The organism is Chitinophaga sp. HK235 (assembly GCF_018255755.1).
GTDB lineage: Bacteria > Bacteroidota > Bacteroidia > Chitinophagales > Chitinophagaceae > Chitinophaga.
Map to the genome: position 1 here is coordinate 4,910,088 of NZ_CP073766.1, position 18,809 is coordinate 4,928,896.

The window sequence follows — 18,809 nt, forward strand, 5'->3', positions numbered from 1 at the left end:
TTTTAATCACGCTTGAGGCTATCAACAGGATTGGCCAACGCAGCTTTTATTGTTTGCAGACTGGTAGTGGCCAGGGCAATGATAACAGCCAACAGGCCAACCACTGCAAAAAGCCACCAATGGATATTTACATGAAACTCGAACCGCTGCAGCCATTGCTGCATCAGGTACCAGGATAAAGGAGTAGCAATCAGTACCGCTATCAGTACCAGCTTCAGAAAATCTTTTGAGAGCAGCAGTACAATACCACCTACAGAAGCTCCCAATACCTTACGGATACCGATTTCCTTTTGGCGCTGGGCCATCACCAGTACGGCAATAGCAAACAGTCCCATACAGGAGATCACGATAGCCAGTATGGCCCCACTCATAAATATTTTTGAAAAACGGGCTTCCTGACGGTACAGCCGGTTGGTGTTTTCATCGAGGAAACTGGCTTCGTTTTTGGCCAGCGGGTTAATACCTTTCCATATGGCTGAGATATGTTTCAGCGTGGCCACCGGATTGCGGGTATTTACCTTAACAAAGATGTAGTTCGGATGCGGAATCATTGTCATGATCATCATCAGCGGATCAATCTTTTTACGCAGTGACTCGAAATGATAATCTTTTACCACCCCGATCACATGCAGGGGCACATTACCGGGTGTAATAACAGCACCTATCAGCTCTTTCTCTCCCAGCTGTTTCGCCATTTGTTCGTTGAGCACCACACCAGTTGTGTCTGCCCCGAAATTGCGGGAGAAATCACGCCCAGCTACCATTTTGAGGTCCAGTGTACGCGCGTAATCGTAATCTACTATAATACACTGTGTGTTAATATGACTGCCCATGTAGTCAAATCCCCGGTACCAGTTGCCGGAAGAGCCGTCTTTACCCACTCCCAGGTTCAGCATACTACCAGATACACTCTCTACTTCTGTTTCTCCGGCCAGTCTGCTGCGAAGCGCTGCAATCACCTGCGGCGATGCATTATCTCCCGGTATACTGATCACCTGCGTGGTATTAAACCCTAACGGTGTCGACCGTATGAAATCCAGCTGCTGCCAGATAACAGCTGTGCAGCTGATCAGCAAGGCAGCCACAATAAACTGAACGATGATCAGTCCATTGCGTACACCATTACCTTTGGCCAGGCTCAGCTTACCTTTCAGCACCTGAATAATATTCAGCCTGGCCACTTTCCAGGCTGGGTATCCGCCCGCCAGTAATGTCACCATAAAGAAAATAAATGCAGCTCCCAGTATCAGCCAGATATTACCGAAAAGTCGGAGACTCAGCTCATGGTTGAAAGTGGCGTTGTAATAAGGCATCAGCAGTATCGTCAACAACAAACTAAGTACCAGCGAAATAAAACAAAGCAGAAAAGCCTCACTCCAGAACTGAAACAACAATTGTCTGTCCATGGCTCCCAGCGCTTTCCTCAGACTGATCTCACTGCCACGGGTAAACGATCTGGCGATAGACAGGTTAATAAAGTTGATACAGGCAATACTAATAATCAGGACTGCGAGAATCACCATCAGCCAGGGATAAAATGGGTTCAGACCATTGCTGAAAGAGCTGAGGGCATTAAGATGAAACTCGTTCAGGGGAATTCCGTTTATTCGTATCAGTGCCCCTTCTTTATTGGGTATCCCACCATTCTTTTTCAGCTCTTCAATATTTCCTGCGTAATATTTGTTCGTTACAGATACCAGGCTTTTTTCCAGTGCTGCTGTAGTAACGGATGGTTCCACTTCCATCATCAGGGGATAGTTGCCCACATTCCAGTTGTTGCGGATAGCAGCATAGTCATCCACATTTTCAAAACGGACCAGGGCTTCAAACGTGATGCTGGAGTTATCTGGTATATCTGCTGCTACTGCCGAAACGATAAAGGGACGCCATTGATTGTTGATATTGACTTCTACCGTTTTGCCTACCGCGTCTTCCTGATTGAACAATGACCGGGCTGTCTTTTGTGTCAGCACCAGTTGATCAGGCTGTTGCAATGCTGTAGAAGCGTTGCCCTGCAACAGGCGGAAAGAAAACATCTTCAGGAAATCAACATCCACCATTTCCACATCAAAGTAAATATGTTTGCCATTGTACCTTACTGGCATATCGCCGCCGCCTATACGGGAAACGTGTTTCACTCCCTGCACCTCCTTCCGGAGCGCATCTGCCATCGGCTCAGCAAAACTGGTCCCGACCCTCATGCCTTTAGCAGTACCATCTTCCCGGTATAACTGGTAAATATGTTCCTTATTTATCTGAAAATCATCGTATGTCCATTCCCGATAGGCAGTGAGTGACAGCAATAAGGCCGCACAGATAGCAGCACTCATACCTACTACATTCACGGCTGCGAACACTTTCTGTTTCAGTAAATTTCTCCAGGCAATCTTGATATAATTTCCAAACATGCGCAAAGATTTATAGTATTATTTTAAAAAAGCAGGGCGCGTAGACACACACTCCGATTTGCTGTTCACTTGTTATTCTCTTTATTAATTGTTTTAGTCATTTCTCAATACATTCGCCGGGTTGGCATCCGCAGCACGCCATGTTTGTGAAATAATGGCCAGCAGGGCAATTCCCAGCAAGGCAGCAAAGCTGCCCGCCAGCGTAAAAAATCCTATGTTGATGCGGTTGGCAAAAAGCCGAAGGAATAAGGTACTTCCCAGGTAACCCAATGGCAGGGCTATAATACCGGCCAACACTATCAGGCGGAGATAGCTTTGGGAAAGCAGCATTACCAGACCAGGTACACCAGCCCCCATCACCTTACGGATGCCTATCTCTTTCCTGCGGGTGAAGGTGGTATAAGACACTACACCCAATAGGCCCAGCGCCGCAATCACTGTGATCATAAATACCAGCACAGCGAGTCCGGATACAGGCTCCTTGCCACTGGTTCGTTCAATCAGTTCATCATTCATCCAGCCAGCAGAAAATATTTCACCAGGATGCATTTCCATCCAGGCTTGTTTAATACCAGCCATTACCTGGTCTTTGTCCTGCGTATTCACCAGTACCTGCAGCTGTCTGAATCGCTGTGGGACAAAGCGGATAGCCATTGGCAGTACCGGCATTTCTATAGGTTGATAATTGAAATCTTTCACGACTCCGATGATACTCACCGCTGTGGAATCCGTTAGCCATAAGGTTTTACCGATAGCATCTGCCGGTGTTTTCAGATTCATGGCAGCTACCAATCGCTCGTTTACGATGATATATTGTTCATTGCTTTGGGAGGCTGCTGCCGGAAATCCGGACCCAGCCAGCAATCTGAGCTGCATCAGTTTCAGAAAATCGGCATCACCGGCGTAATAACCCAGCTCCATACGGTTGCCATCCAGAGCGGTACGGGCCTGCAGAAAGCCACTCTGACCGGGCATACCCAAGGTACCGGAACTGGCAGTGGCCGCCTCTACCCCTTTCACCTGCATTAACCGGTCTTTCATCAGCTGAAAATCTACATCAGCCAACGGCACATTCAGTATATTGTTACGGGCAAATCCCATATCAAAGGCCTCTTTGAAAGAAAACTGGCGGTAAACGGTCACAAAAAAGATGATCGCTGTCATTGAAAGCGAAAACTGAATCACGATCAGTGTCTTCCGCAATCCCAATCCGCCAAAGAGTTTGATGTCTACAATATTTTTCAGCACCCTGGCTGGTTGGAAGGAAGACAAAGCCCAGGCCGGGATTAATCCTGCCAGCACACCTGTTAACAGGCTAAACACCAGGAACCAGCCCATCAGTGCTACATCAAACCTTTCACCCGATAAAAATCCAATACCTACATGGGTATACGATTCCATCAGCACCAGTAGTCCCATCGCCAGTATTAATGACAACAGGCACATCACCACGGATTCTACAATAAACTGCATAAATACCTGCGAACGTTTAGCGCCGTTAACTTTACGGACACCTACTTCCCGGGCCCGTTGTAGTGAGCGAACAATAGACAGGTTGGTATAGTTGAAGCAGGCACACAGGAGCAATGCAAGCCCCACGGTTATTTCACCCAGGACTTTCCCCCATGGATGACCGCCTCCCATATCATTATAAAGTTCCTGTGAAGGCGTGATACTGCTTAGTGATTGTTTTTCAAAAGTGATACTGCCAATTCCTTTGGAAGCAGGCTGGTAATATTTTTCAGACAAAAATTCCAGTGCGGTGGAAAGTGAAGCTTTGTTTACACCGGGTTTTAAAACAACATAAGTATAGGCATCCTGTACATTGTTCCAGTTCTGTAACCGCTCCGGCAGCACCTTCTGCTGTTCCAGTGCAGAAACAGAAGACAGGGAAGCATAAGCCTCATAGTTGATATGCGTCAAACCCGGTGCAGGCGCAAGAATACCAGTAACAATATAATCGCCCAGTGTTTCAAAGTGTATTGTCTTACCCATTGCCTGTTGGGTACCGAAAATCTTTCTGGCGGCCTCTTCTCCCAATATAATACTATTGGGTGTGCTTAATGCTGTAGCCGGATCACCGCTTTCCAGTTTAAATCCGAAGACCTTGAAAAAAGAGGGCTCTGTAAAAGCACCATAGACAGGTAATTTCTTTTTTCCATTGATCACATTGCCATTCAGCACGCTATACACACGCACTTCCGCTTCTGTGATGGCATAGTCCTGATGCAACACCGTTGCCAGTGGTAGCGGTGTGCTGGCCATATGATAATGTTTTCCTTCCTGAGTAGTGGCCTGTGAAGTAATCCTCCAGGTCCTGGAGGCTGCCGGATGGAATTTATCGTAGCTGAAATTCTTTTTGGTGGACTTCAATACCATTAAGCATACAGCCATGCTCAGTGCCAGTCCGGCAATATTAATAAAGGCAAACAGCTTTTGCCGACGCATATTTCTGAAAGCGATCTGTATGTAACGGAGAAGCATAAACGATAATTTATTCTGTTCTCAATGATTTTACCGGATTCACCAGTGCAGTCCGGACAGCCTGAAAACTTACGGTCAACAAGGCTATCAGCACTACTACTGCCGCTGTGAGTGCAAACACCCACCATTGTACTGTTATCCTGAAAGCAAAATGCTGCAACCATTTTTCCATACCATACCACGCTATAGGAGAACCTATACAGATACCTAACAACACGAGTTTCAGGAAGTCACGCGACAACAACGCAGACACATTGGCCACAGAAGCACCCAGCACTTTTCGGATACCGATTTCTTTGGTTCGCTGTCTGGATATGAGCATAGACAATCCCAGCAGCCCCATACAGGCGATAAAAACGGCGAGGCCTGAAAAAATGCTGAATATCTTTCCCATCATCTGCTCTTCGGCATACATGGCCTTCAGGTCTTGTGCCACAAAAGAGTAATTGATCGGATTGTCGGGCATAATGCTGTTCCATACCTTTTCTATCTCAGCCAGCTGGGCGGGATGATCGCCCGGGGCCAGCCTTACAGACAGGATAGCTGTATTCAGGGGGCTGATCAGGTACACGGCCGGCTCTACAGAAAAACGAAGAGACCGGAAATTAAAATCTTCCATTACTCCAATAATGGCACCGTGTCTGACGAAGGAGCCAGGCTTCCATTCGATGCGTTTCCCAATAGGGTCTGTAAATCCCAGCCGTTTGGCAGCCGCCTGGTTAATAATAAAAGCATCGGTAGAATCAGTGGCCATTGCTTTATCGAAATCCCTGCCAGCCAGCAGTTTGATACCAGTCGTCTTCAGCAGGTCATAATCTCCCTGAATGATAGCCGATACAAAACCATCCTTGTCTTCTGCTCCTTCCCGGAGTATTGGGTTGTTGTTATACGCCCCAACCCCCATCAACAGGTTGTTCAGGGACGTTTGCTGCACACCGGACAAACCAGCTACTGAAGCCTTTAAAAGCTCCGCTTTCGGTAAAGTATCCATACCGGACAGGTAGATATTCACCAGGCGCTCTTTATCAAAGCCCAGATTTTTCTGCTGCCAGAAACGCAACTGCGTATATACGACAACGGTAGCAACAATCAACGCTACCGCAATGGCAAACTGAGATACCACCAGCCCTCTGCGGATGAATACCCTGGCCCCGGTGGTAACAAAGCTGCCTTTCAGCACTTTTACCGGCATCAGGCCGGATAGATATAATGCAGGGTAGCTACCCGCCATCAAACCGACTATTGTTACGAGCAACAATAATCCGCCATATAGGGAAACACCTCCTGAAGCCAGTATACTCAGTTCCTTTCCGGTGATACGGTTGAATACAGGAAGCAAAGAGAAAGCCAGTATCACCGCCATCACCAGCGATAACAAGCTGATGACCAGCGATTCAGTCAGGAACTGGAAAACGAGGCTTTTCCTTTGTGCGCCCAGTACTTTGCGCAACCCCACTTCCCTGGCCCTTTCATGGGCTCTGGCGGTAGTAAGGTTCATGAAATTTATACAGGCAATAAGTACGATAAACGCAGCAATGGCGATATATAACCAGATCATGGGGGAATTATCCGCACCACCTTTGTCTCCGTCCGGACGGAGATGGACATTGTAAAGCGGCTGCAAATCCAGCTCAAACTTTATTCCATGCCTTTTGACAACCGGATCAATATGCTGTTTTACAAAATCTCTTAACTGGGGGACAATCTTTGGGGGATTGGTACCATCGGTCAGTTGCACATACGTCACATTATTACTGAACATGTACCATAGTTTCTCAAACTCTGTATTCTGCCTCGTCATCGTAGTAAAAGACATGATCACGTTCATCCGAAGGTCTGTATTATGGGGCATATCCTTCATTACACCTGTAACGGTGCAGCTATAACCGTTACCCACTTTCAAGAGCTTCCCTATCGGCGATCCGTTGCCGAAATATTTTTTTGCTGCACTGGCAGAGAGGACCACTGTATAAGGCTCTTTCAGCACAGTGGCGGGATCTCCTTCGAGCAAAGGAAAATCAAACATCTTAAAAAAAGCGGCATCTGCAAAACAGTTCTCTGTTTCCAGTATTTTTTTATCTCCGGCACTAAATAAAGTTGTGCCCGGAACAAAAACCCTTACTGCTTCTTTGATACCACTGACTTCTTTTTTGAGGTTAGGCGCAATGGGAAACTGGGTAGCCGCTCCATAGACTGTTGCCCCGGTGGCCTGTGTATTTTCGACGGTAGTAATACGATAGATATTACCTGCATTTGAATGAAAGCGGTCGAAGCTCAGTTCATCCCGCACATACAACACAATCAGTATACAACAGGCCATTCCCACTGCCAACCCGCAAACGTTGATGGCAGTGATGAACTTATGGCGCTGTAAATGACGGACAGATATTTTGAAGTAATTCCGGAACATAACAGAGGGGTTTTAGAATGGCGGAATAAAATCACACATGAAACTGTTCCTTGATATTTTCTGTCACTACCCGTCCGTCAAAGAGGTTGATAATACGGTGAGCAAAACCGGCATCATAGGGTGAGTGCGTAACCATGATAAGAGTGGTACCGGCATTATTGAGTTCCTGCAGCAGTTTCATTACCTCTTCTCCGTTGGTGGAGTCCAGGTTACCGGTAGGTTCATCTGCCAGGATCAGATTGGGTTTAGCCACTACGGCACGGGCGATGGCCACGCGTTGCTGCTGACCACCGGAAAGCTGTTGGGGGAAGTGGTTGCGGCGGTGCATGATGTTCATGCGTTCCAGCACTTCTTCCACTTTTTGTTTTCTTTCAGCAGGAGCTACTTTCAGATATAATAACGGCAACTCCACGTTTTCATAAACGGTCAGTTCATCGATCAGGTTAAAGCTCTGGAATACGAAGCCAATAGATCCTTTACGCAGTTGCGCGCGCTGGCGCTCACTCATTCTGGCTACTTCCTTGCCCCAGAAATGATACTCACCGTCGCTGGGATTGTCCAGTAAACCGATGATGTTCAGCAGGGTTGACTTACCACAACCGGATGGCCCCATGATCGCTACAAACTCCCCATCCTGCACTTCCATGTTGATGCCATTGAGGGCGGTTGTTTCCACTTCTTCTGTTGTAAATAACTTCTGTAAGTTAACGGTGCGTATCATATGTTTTGATTGTCTAAATGAATGATAGTTTTACAATAGCAGTATATAAAAAATGGATGAATCTTAAAATGCCAGTACGTCCTTGTTACCAAAATTCTCATAAGATGAAGTGATCACCTGGTCGCCGGGCTGTAATCCTTCCAGTACTTCAAAATACAAAGGATTTTTTCTACCCAGTGAGATATTACGTTTTAAGGCACGTTTCCCGCTTTTATCTACCACATACACCCAGTTACCACCGGTGTCGGAAAAGAAGCCTCCCAGTGGCAGCAGGGTCGCTTCCGCAGACTTACCCAATACCAGGCGGATAGGAGAGGATTGTCCACGGCGGATGCCTTCAGGTGTTGTCTTTTCAAAATTCATATCAGCCTGGAAACGACCGCTTTTAACTTCTGGATATACTTTGGTCACCACCATCTCATAGGTTTTACCATCAAACTCAAAGGTGGCTTTCAAACCGGCAAACACCTGTGATACATAGTGTTCATCGATATCGGCACGCAGTTTAAAACCGTTCAGATCGTCAATCTGGCCGATGTTCTGGCCTGCAGTGATACTGGAGCCTACTTCCACATCAATGGAAGACAGCTGCCCGGAAACAGGGGCTCTGACAATCAGGCTGTTAAGGTTTTGTTTCATCAGCTCCAGGTTGCGCTGGGTGCGTGACAATGTGCCTTCCAGCTGAGAGATTTGTTGTTTGGCATTATCGCGTTGATAAGACTGGGACTGCGACATGATGTCGCGTTGCCTTTTCAGTCCTTCCAGTTCTATCTTGTTTTTGTTGAATTCCTGACGGGCAACAATCTTTTCGTCTACCAGTTGTTTGTTACGGTCATACAGGTCCTGGGCCGCATCAATCCTGGCATTCAGTTCGGAAAGATTTTGCTGCATAGTAAAATCCTGCTGACGGATGGACAGGCGCGTATTCTGCAGCTCGTTACGTAAACGGTATATCTCTGTCTCATGGTTTACAAACTCCATCATCATGTGCTGGTTGTCCAGCTTGAGGATAGAATCCCCTTCTTTTACCATGCTGCCGCCTTCCAGGTATTTACGGCTTACATAGCCTCCTTCAATGGCGTCGAGGCGGATGGTCTTCAGTGGCATTACCACTGCCGTTACAGCGATATATACATCGAAAGTCCCTTTTTTCACTTCAGAGATGGTGATCTTATCCTTTTCTACATTGAGGGTAGCGCGGTGGTCGGCAAAGATCAGTGTATACAACAGCAACAATGCAATCAGCCCTCCACCACCAATCATCAGGATGCGTTTTTTATTCCAGAACTTCTTTTCAATTTTTCTATCCATGTTATTAGGAAAAGTTTGTGACTAAGGAAAGTCAATCCATATGCCAAAGCCAAAAACCCTTTACCATCAATGTTTTTCAAGCATTTCTACTTTTAAAAATGTCCTATGGCGGACAACCGGTGTTCACAAACGGACACTTTGAAAAAGGCGCTGAAATTAGCTGCTGATGTAAAAAAATCTTTCTGTAATATTGTTACCCATTCACTATTTGCCCATGACCACAATGCAACCCGGAAAAATTCTGATAGTAGACGATGATGTAGATGTATTGCGTGCCGCACGCCTGCTGCTGAAGAGACATTTTGAGCAGGTGGATTTTGAGAAAAATCCGCAGAAGATACCTTACCTCGTTTCCAACTTTGATTACGATGTAATCCTGTTGGATATGAACTTCACGCGTGACCTCAGTAGCGGAAAAGAAGGCTTTGAATGGCTGGACCGTATCCTCGATATCAAGCCCGATACCGCAGTAGTGCTGTTTACCGCCTATGGTGACGTAGAGATGGCCGTAAGAGCCATTAAGTCCGGCGCTGTGGATTTTGTGCTCAAACCCTGGGAAAATGAAAAGCTGCTGGCCACTATCCAGTCGGCTTACAATAAACGGGCAGCCCGGCAAGGCAAGCCCACTGTCGTTATTAATACCGGCAACCTCATAGTAGGCAACAGCCCTGCCATGCAGGCTGTATTCGATACCGTATCACGGGTAGCTGCCACAGACGCCAACGTGCTCATACTCGGCGAAAACGGTACTGGTAAAGACATGCTCGCCCGGCATATTCATCAGCTCTCCCACCGCAACAAAAAATCGTTTGTCAGCGTAGACCTCGGCGCCATCAGTGAAACACTTTTCGAAAGCGAGCTTTTCGGTCACGTAAAAGGCGCCTTCACCGATGCCCGCGAAGACAGAGCCGGACGCTTCGAAGAAGCCGCCGGTGGCACCATCTTCCTCGATGAAATCGGAAACATCACCATCCCCTTTCAGGCCAAACTGCTGACGGTATTACAAAACAGGTCTGTCACCAAAGTGGGCTCCAATAAAAATATACCCATTGACGTTAGACTGATCTGCGCCACCAACCGCAACATACAGCAACAGGCCGCCCAACATCTGTTCCGCCAGGACCTGCTCTATCGCATCAATACCATCGAGATACATCTGCCTCCCCTGCGCGAACGCCAGGAAGACATCGTTCCACTCGCCGAGCATTTTCTGCAGCTCTACCGCGAAAAATACAAACGCCCGGTCAACAGCATGCATGAATCACTCATACAACAGCTGGAAAAATACGAGTGGCCCGGTAATATCCGCGAACTGCAACATGCCATGGAAAGAGCCGTCATCCTCTCCCAGAGCAAAACACTGCAGGCCAAAGACGTATTCGTTAAAAACAGCAACACCCAGGACCCGCAAATGGATACCGGTTACAACCTGGAAGAAATGGAACGAAACATCATTACCCAGGCGATGAAAAAATGTAACGGCAATATCACCGAAGCCGCTAAAGAACTGGGCCTTAGCAGAGCCGCCCTCTACAGAAGACTCGAGAAATACAATATTTAGTCATCTTGCTTACCGGGGCATACCACCCCGGTAAGTTAAATTCCATCATGAACCGTTTCAGCGTCAATATCAGCCTGCGGGTACTGTTGCTTACCGCTACACTGGCCATCTCTACATGGCTGTACATGCATGGCATGACGCCCCTGTCCCTGCTGCTGTTTCCACTGGTAGCGCTGCAGATGTACGGCATCTATCATTACCTCAACCGTATCAACCGTAAACTCACGCTGTTCCTGGAGTCTATCCGTTATGAAGATTTCTCCATCCGCTTCAGCGGCGATAACAAGCTGGGAAAAAGTTTCCGCATGCTCAACCACCAGTTCAATGAAGTACTGGAAGCCTTCCGGCAAACAAGAGCAGAGAAAGAAGCCAATCTCAAATACATCGACACTATTATCCAGCATATCAGCATCGGCGTATTTTCCTTCGACAGCGAAGGCCACATCGAACTGATCAACCCCGCTGCCTTCCGGCTCCTGGGCATCTACCGGCTGCGTAATATCTCAGAGCTGAAATCCATGCACCCCGGCCTTGCTGAACTACTGAGGGAGCTGTCATCCGGCAATAAAACGCTGTATGCCACCACACAAGGCCAGCAACTGTCCATACATGCCGCCACTGTAAGGCTGCAGGGTCGCCTGATCAAACTGATCTCCATTCAGAACATCCATTCTGAACTGCAGAAAAAAGAACTGGAAGCCTGGCAGAATCTTACCAAAATATTACGTCATGAGATCATGAACTCTGTGACCCCCATCGTGTCGCTCATTGGCACCATGAAAGAAATTGTAGATCTCGACATTGCCCCTACTTCCGGCAGCCATGAAGGCATCGCCGACCTTCAGGAAGCACTGCTGACAGTAGAAAGCCGGAGCAAAGGCATTATGAACTTTGTAAACGCCTACCGTGATTATACCACACTGCCGCAGCCACAGTTCACCCGTGTAAATGTCAAATCGCTGGTAACTACCGTAAGCAGCCTTTTTCAGGCTGATATGAAACAAGCCAATATCCGCTTCCTGCTTGAGGTAGACGCTGAAAATGTAGAGATCCATGCAGATATATCCCAGCTGCAGATGGTGCTCATCAACCTGGTCAAAAACGCCATGGACGCGCTGGAACAAACCTCCAATGCCAGCATACAGATAAAAGTGTACCTCAACAACGTACAACAGATCTGTATTGAGATCACCGACAACGGCCCTGGTATTGATACCGAAGCCATGAACAAAATTTTTATTCCCTTCTTCACCACCAAAAAAACCGGCTCAGGGATTGGCCTCAGTTTGTCACAGCAGATTATTCAGATGCATGGCGGCCAGCTGAAAGTGCTAAGCCCTGGCAATAACGGTAATGGATCTACGTTCCTCATTTTGCTCAACACCTGATCGGGGTCCTGAAAGATTCGTTATATTGTAGTAACAATTACAGGTCCTCATGATAACATCCAGATGGCTAGTCCTCTACTTCATTACCCTATTTGCTGATCTGGTACTGATCGGCCTTAACATGGACGCTTTCCGTTATGCTACAAAACCTTTGCTGGTGCCTTTGCTGGCAGCGTATTTTCTGTCGTCATCAGCAGATGTGCCGGGCAAGCAGCGGATGTGGATGTACGGAGCCCTTTTTTCCTGTTTTCTGGGAGATGTGTTACTGATGTTTGATACCCTGTTTCTTCCCGGACTGGGCAGTTTTCTGGTAGGACACTTGTTTTATATCACCTTCTTCCTCACTATCCGGTATTCCAATCCGCCTGTCCCCTATTGCAAATACCCGCTTGTATTTCTGAATGCTGCTATCATCATTGGCTTTATTCTTTTTCTGATGCCGTACCTGGGCAATCTGGCCATTCCGGTTATAGTGTATTCGCTGGTCATATCCATTACAGTACAGAGTGTCATACATGCCTTTCACTACCGTCACCAGCCTGCAGCCTGGTATTGCCTTATCGGGGCCATTCTGTTCATGCTTTCTGATTCCCTGATTGCGCTGGGCAAGTTCTACCATCCCCTGCCGGCCGGCGGCATCCTGGTGATGCTCACTTACGGCCTGGCACAGGCCGGGTTGGTACATGGGTCTGTGAAGTATTATTTACAACCACAACGGTAATTTTGTATGATTTTTCTGGTGATGATAAGCGGAGATAAAAGCGGAGCCTAAACTGAGGCTGTTTTCAAAAAAATACAGGAGATCTTCCCGTCCATCTCCCCATATCATACCCATCAGAAAAATCAAATGCATCAGTGTCTAAAAAGAGGTATTTTTGTTTTCTATGCAGCAAACAGATTTTCTTGTCATCGGTTCCGGGATTGCGGGCTTGACCTATGCTCTCAAAGTATCACAGCAATACCCCGACAAAAAGATTACCATCATTACCAAAAGCCGTGAGGATGAGACCAACACCAAGTACGCCCAGGGAGGCGTGGCTGTGGTGAATGATCTTGAGAATGACAGCTTTGAAAAACATATAGAAGATACGCTGATCGCAGGTGATGGCCTCTGTAATGAGCGCATAGTGGAAATAGTGGTAACGGAAGGGCCGGAAAGGGTCAATGAGATCATCGAATGGGGCGCCAACTTCGACAAAAACCCGGATGGCGATTTTTCACTGGGCAGAGAAGGCGGGCATTCCGTTTTCAGGGTCATCCATCACAAAGACGTTACCGGCAAAGAGATAGAGCGGGCATTGCTTGAAGCGATACATCGCAGGCCTAATATACAGCTGGTCACACACTGTTTTGTGGTAGACCTCATCACCCAGCACCATCTGGGCTACCTGGTCACCAAGGCTACCCCGGATATCGAATGTTACGGGGTGTACGTACTCAACCTGAACAACAAAAAAATTGAGAAGATACTGTCCAAAGTAACGTTGCTGGCCACTGGCGGCAATGGACAGGTATACCGCAGCACCACCAACCCTACTATTGCTACCAGCGATGGTGTGGCGATGGTTTACCGTGCAAAAGGCCGTATCGAGAACATGGAGTTCATCCAGTTTCACCCTACAGCCCTGTATCAGCCCGGTGTCAACCCATCTTTTCTGATCTCCGAAGCCGTACGTGGTGACGGCGGTATCCTCCGCAATATCCATGGAGAAGACTTCATGCATAAATACGATCCCCGCCTGTCACTGGCCCCGCGTGATATCGTGGCCCGCGCCATCGACAGCGAGATGAAAATCACCGGTACCGAGCACATATACCTCGACTGCCGGCATATGGACATCGACAAATTTATCCATCACTTCCCCAATATTTACGAAACCTGTATAGCAGCCGGCATCGATGTACAACACCAGATGATACCGGTAGCACCGGCAGCTCACTACAGTTGCGGCGGCATCAAAACCAACGAATGGGGCCTTACCTCCATCCGTAATCTGTACGCCTGCGGCGAATGTGCCAGCACCGGCCTGCATGGCGCCAATCGCCTCGCTTCCAACTCACTGCTGGAAGCCATGGTATTTGCCCATCGTTGTTTTATGGACGCCACCAGCAAAATAGACAGCCTCGAATTCAAGGAAAACGTACCCGACTGGGACGCCCGTGGCACTAATGCTCCCCGCGAAATGATCCTCATCACCCAAAGCCTCAAGGAGCTGAAACAGATCATGAGCGATTACGTAGGCATCGTAAGAACCAATGAACGTCTCGAACGCGCGATGCGCCGCCTTGATATACTGCATGAAGAAACTGAAGCCCTGTACCAGAAAACGGAAGTGTCCCCTCAGCTGTGTGAACTGCGCAACCTGATCACTGCCGGCTATCTGATCGTAAAAGGTGCCTCCTTCCGCAAAGAAAGCAGAGGCCTCCATTTCAATACCGACTATCCATTCAAATGCGAACTGGTACAAAACATTGTCTTGTAAGCCAAACCATTGGTTTTCACTACCTTTGCGGGGCATTCAACATCAGACAGGAATATGTATTATCTACTGCTTGCTTTTTGCTACGGCCTTTCCATATTACCGTTTCCGGTACTTTATCTCATCAGTGACATCCTGTATGTGCTGGTGTATTATGTATTCGGTTATCGTAAAAAGGTGGTGCTGGACAACATGAAGCAGGCTTTTCCGGAAAAATCACCGGAAGAAATCCGCAGGCTCGCTAAAAAATATTATCGTAATCTGACTGATATGATGGTGGAAACCATCAAGCTGCTGACCATGAGCAAACAACAGCTGCAGGAACGCTTCACCTGCGACCTCTCTGTTTTACATAAGCTCTATGCAGAAGGCAAAAGCTGTCAGCTTCACCTGGGTCATAATTTCAACTGGGAATGGGCCAACCTGTTCTGTATGCAGGGTGTACAATTTCCTTTTCTGGTAGTGTACATGCCCCTCAGCAGCAGACCCGCTGATCGTATGTTCCGGCACTTCCGCGAAAAGTTTGGCACCATCCTCATACCGGCCAACGATATGGCCAACAGCATGAAGCCCTGGATGGAAAAACAGTATCTCATTGCCCTGGTAGCTGATCAGAACCCGGGCAATCCACGCAGCTGCCTCTGGTACCCTTTCCTCAATAAAATGACACCCTTCTATAAAGGTCCTGAAATGGCCGCCAGAAGAAATGATATTCCCGTTGTTTTTGTGGACATCCGGAAAACCAAACGTGGCTATTATCAAGCCAAGCTTCAATTGATGTTTGAAGATCCGCAACAGGAGCCCGTTGGCAAGATCACCGAAACATTCGTTCGTTTCCTGGAAAAAAATATTCACGAGCAACCTGAAGTCTGGGTATGGAGCCACAGAAGATGGAAACACACCTATCCGGGCCAGCAGACAGCGATATAACGAGAAAGGCCGGAGCACGATGCTCCGGCCTTTCTCGTTATAGTAACCTCTAAGCTTATCCTGGAATTTTCAGTTTCTGTCCGGGATAGATCATATTTGGATCTTTGATCTGATCTTTATTGGCCTCATAAATATCTTTCCATGACACACCTGGATAGTTCTTGGCTATCTTACTCAGACTATCACCGGATTTTACTTCATACACCTGCTCTCCGCCACCATCAGTTACGGAGATGTTCATCACAACATCGGCGGAGCGCATCTCGGGGTCCAGTTTTTCGTAGGTGCTCCACAGTTGGTCTTTCACCTGAGCTGTTGCTTCTCCATCGATATACAGTACACCGTCCTGCTCTCTAACCTGTAAATTGTTGACGCCGGCGCTGTTGGCCTGGCTGATCAGTTCCTGGTACTTATCCTGTAAGCTCATGACAATAATTTTTAAAGGGTTATTTCAATTTAAGGTTGTTGTTAACTTTCTTGGGTTTTGATTCCTGTGCAGTCTGTATGATTTTGCGCAGGTCGCTCTTTTTGGCTTCGCCATTCAGCGTTACTTCGCCATTGGCAACAGCAACGGTCACAGTGGAGAATCCGGCTGCAGCATAGGCAGAGTCAAGGGTTTTCTTTAACACATCGTCGGGGTTGATGGTCACGGGTGCAGCTGGGGCTTGCTCTGGTGCTTTCACCATGATGTTGTTGGTAACAGTTTTCACACCAGCAACACCTTTTAAAGCTTCTTCGGCAGCAGCTTTGGCAGCATCATCGGTTACTTCACCGCTGAGCGTCACCACGCCACCTTTCACTTCCGCAGTAATACCCGGAATAGTACTCAGTTTTTCATTAACTGCCTTTTGGATCTTGGAGTCTGAAGGTTTACAGGCAAAGAAGAATACGCCCATCAACATTAAAAGGGCGAGTGTTAAGGATTTTCTATTCATGGTTACATGTTTTAATTCCCAGAAGATAACAAATAACATGCTAATAGAAAATTTTTTCTTGTTTAACTTATTGTTAATCAATCAAAAAAAGAGCACATTTTTTCCTAAATGGGAAAAGCACATTGTGGAGAAAACAGCCCTAATAAAGGATTTGGGGGAAATCAGACCGCAGCGGTACATATATAATATATTGATTATATTAAAAAAGCCATCAGCACATTTATCGCTGATGGCTATAAAATTTTATGGTCGGATGGATTAGTTCAGTACATTTTTTTCCTGCACTACTTCCAGGCCTTTTTCATCTTTCATTTTAGCGAAACCACCGTCTACATTACGCAGGTTGTGGATGCCTTCCCTTTTGAGGATAGAGCAGGCGATGATACTACGGTAGCCGCCCTGGCAATGTACATACAGATTCAGGTGTTCGTCCAGGTCTGTCAGGTTGAGCGGGTCCATCATATCACCGAGAGACAGGTTGATGGCGCCTTTAATGTGCCCATTAGCATATTCAGCCGGTTTACGGACATCCACCACTACCAGGTTTTCGTCGTGTGGCATATCCATGGCCAGTTCGTCTGCTTCAACGGTGATGATCATGTCTTTTTCCTCACCGGCAGCTTCCCAGGCGGGATAACCACCTTCCAGGTAACCGTTCACGTTTTCGAAGCCTACACGAGCCATTCTCACTACGGTTTCTTCTTCTTTACCCGGTGTGGTCACCAGGATGATTTCCTGATCGAAAGGCAACAGACTGCCAGCCCATTCTGCGAAACGGCCTTCGAGTCCGATGCTGATGGAGCCAGGTACAAAACCGTTGCCGAATTCAGCAGCAGGACGGGTGTCCAGGATCAGCACACCGGCATCGCCTTTTGCTTTAAGAGCAGCAGGTGTGAGCGGTTGCATAGCCTTCGCCATTACAGCCTGCAGGGCATCATAACCTTCTTTGTTGATTTTTGCATTGATCGGGAAGTAGGATGGCGGTGTAGTAAGACCGCTGGTTACTTCACTGATGAATTGTGCTTTATCGGTAGCCAGTAAGGCATAGTTGGTATTTTTTTCTTCACCAATGGTGCTGTAGGTATTCGGGCCCAGGTTTTTACCACAGGCAGAACCAGGACCATGTGCAGGATATACGATTACATTATCCGGCAGTGTTTTGATCCTGTTGTTGAGTGAATCAAACAGATGAGCAGCCAGCTCTTCTTTGGTGAGGTTACCGCTGAACAGGTCCGGACGGCCTACATCCCCCACAAATAATGTATCGCCGGTGAAAACAGCATAAGGCGCTTTGTTTTCATCGATCAGCAGGTAGCAGGTAGATTCCAGTGTATGGCCGGGTGTGTGTAATACTTTGATGGTAATGTCACCGATGGCAAATTCTTCGTTGTCTTTGGCTACATAGGCATCAAAACCGGTTTCTGCATCCGGTCCGAATACAATCTGTGCGCCGGTAGCCTTGGCCAGTTCGAGGTGGCCCGACACAAAATCTGCGTGGAAATGAGTCTCAAAAATATATTTAATCGTTGCATTGCGCTCCCGGGCGAGGTCTACGTATACGTCAATATCTCTTAACGGGTCTATCACTACGGCCACTCCTCCGGATTCTATAAAGTAGGCGGCTTCTGACAGGCAGTTGGTGTACAATTGTTTAACGAACATTGGTTTTTTGATTTTCACAAATTTACAAATAAATCACCCCGTGCACCTATGGATAAAATCTATATGAAAATAAAAAAGTAGCCTTGCGGCTACTTTTTTTAATAATTCAATTCCGTATTTAAAATGGTTAAATTAATTAACCAACAAGTTCTTCCACAAATTTTGCCACCTCAGCAATACGCTGTTTGTTGATGGTGTAGTGGATAAACTTACCATCTCTTTCTGTAATTACAATACCAGCCCGCCTTAATATAGCCAGATGCTGCGATGCTACCGATTGTTCCAGACGCAATTTCACATATATCTCTGTCACAGTCATTTTTTTATGATCTTCCAGCAGTTTGATCATCTGCTGGCGCAACTTATGGTTGATAGCACGCAAAACCATAGCGGCCTTTTTTACGGCAATGTAATCCAATTTGATCTGGTCTTTTTCATTGTTACCTCTAGAAATAATAAGAGTATTAGAAGAGGTAGTTAATAATGTTTTTTCCATCGCATAATAGTTTTTAAAAAATG

Annotated in this window: 14 protein-coding genes; 5 read left to right on the forward strand and 9 right to left on the reverse strand. The window is 47.0% G+C overall.

Translation table 11 applies throughout. The features are described 5' to 3' along the window. Positions 1-2: 2 nt before the first annotated feature. The 5 genes from KD145_RS18200 to KD145_RS18220 form a co-directional block, all read right to left on the reverse strand. On the reverse strand, positions 3-2,408 hold the full coding sequence (locus KD145_RS18200) for an FtsX-like permease family protein (RefSeq protein ID WP_212000527.1): 2,406 nt from the start codon (positions 2,406-2,408) through the stop codon (positions 3-5). A 93-nt stretch (positions 2,409-2,501) separates the two neighbouring features. After that, positions 2,502-4,892: an ABC transporter permease gene (locus KD145_RS18205; RefSeq protein ID WP_212000532.1), complete on the reverse strand. Its 2,391-nt coding sequence runs from the start codon at positions 4,890-4,892 to the stop codon at positions 2,502-2,504. A 10-nt stretch (positions 4,893-4,902) separates the two neighbouring features. Next, positions 4,903-7,302 (reverse strand): ABC transporter permease, encoded by a 2,400-nt coding sequence (locus KD145_RS18210; protein WP_212000539.1) that lies wholly within the window; start codon positions 7,300-7,302, stop codon positions 4,903-4,905. Between the two features lie 31 nt (positions 7,303-7,333). After that, positions 7,334-8,023 (reverse strand): ABC transporter ATP-binding protein, encoded by a 690-nt coding sequence (locus KD145_RS18215; protein ID WP_113616285.1) that lies wholly within the window; start codon positions 8,021-8,023, stop codon positions 7,334-7,336. 63 nt (positions 8,024-8,086) lie between these two features. Beyond that, entirely contained in the window at positions 8,087-9,334 is a 1,248-nt protein-coding gene (locus KD145_RS18220) for an efflux RND transporter periplasmic adaptor subunit (protein ID WP_212000540.1), read from the reverse strand. 214 nt (positions 9,335-9,548) lie between these two features. On the opposite strand from KD145_RS18220, the gene KD145_RS18225 reads away from it, so the two are divergent. The 5 genes from KD145_RS18225 (at position 9,549) to KD145_RS18245 (ending at position 15,693) form a co-directional block, all read left to right on the forward strand. Then, the gene (locus KD145_RS18225) at positions 9,549-10,895 is read left to right on the forward strand and encodes a sigma-54 dependent transcriptional regulator (RefSeq protein ID WP_212000542.1); all 1,347 of its coding nucleotides are present in this window, start codon (positions 9,549-9,551) and stop codon (positions 10,893-10,895) included. Between the two features lie 47 nt (positions 10,896-10,942). After that, complete coding sequence (locus KD145_RS18230; RefSeq protein WP_212000543.1) at positions 10,943-12,283, forward strand: PAS domain-containing sensor histidine kinase; 1,341 nt, start codon at positions 10,943-10,945, stop codon at positions 12,281-12,283. A 49-nt stretch (positions 12,284-12,332) separates the two neighbouring features. After that, positions 12,333-13,004, forward strand: coding sequence for a lysoplasmalogenase (locus tag KD145_RS18235; RefSeq protein WP_212000545.1), 672 nt, complete (start codon positions 12,333-12,335; stop codon positions 13,002-13,004). A 163-nt stretch (positions 13,005-13,167) separates the two neighbouring features. Continuing rightward, entirely contained in the window at positions 13,168-14,766 is a 1,599-nt protein-coding gene (gene nadB / locus KD145_RS18240; protein WP_212000547.1) for an L-aspartate oxidase, read from the forward strand. 54 nt (positions 14,767-14,820) lie between these two features. Beyond that, entirely contained in the window at positions 14,821-15,693 is an 873-nt protein-coding gene (locus KD145_RS18245; protein ID WP_212000548.1) for a lysophospholipid acyltransferase family protein, read from the forward strand. 55 nt (positions 15,694-15,748) lie between these two features. Here KD145_RS18245 and KD145_RS18250 read toward each other — a convergent pair whose 3' ends face one another. The 4 genes from KD145_RS18250 to KD145_RS18265 form a co-directional block, all read right to left on the reverse strand. After that, the gene (locus KD145_RS18250) at positions 15,749-16,120 is read right to left on the reverse strand and encodes a LysM peptidoglycan-binding domain-containing protein (RefSeq protein WP_212000550.1); all 372 of its coding nucleotides are present in this window, start codon (positions 16,118-16,120) and stop codon (positions 15,749-15,751) included. Between the two features lie 19 nt (positions 16,121-16,139). Beyond that, on the reverse strand, positions 16,140-16,628 hold the full coding sequence (locus KD145_RS18255) for a BON domain-containing protein (RefSeq protein ID WP_212000552.1): 489 nt from the start codon (positions 16,626-16,628) through the stop codon (positions 16,140-16,142). Between the two features lie 258 nt (positions 16,629-16,886). After that, positions 16,887-18,290: a rhodanese-like domain-containing protein gene (locus KD145_RS18260; protein WP_212000554.1), complete on the reverse strand. Its 1,404-nt coding sequence runs from the start codon at positions 18,288-18,290 to the stop codon at positions 16,887-16,889. A gap of 136 nt (positions 18,291-18,426) precedes the next feature. Then, positions 18,427-18,786 carry a helix-turn-helix transcriptional regulator gene (locus KD145_RS18265; protein ID WP_073084462.1) on the reverse strand — a complete coding sequence of 120 codons (360 nt, stop codon included), beginning with the start codon at positions 18,784-18,786 and terminating at the stop codon, positions 18,427-18,429. Between the last annotated feature and the right edge of the window lie 23 nt (positions 18,787-18,809).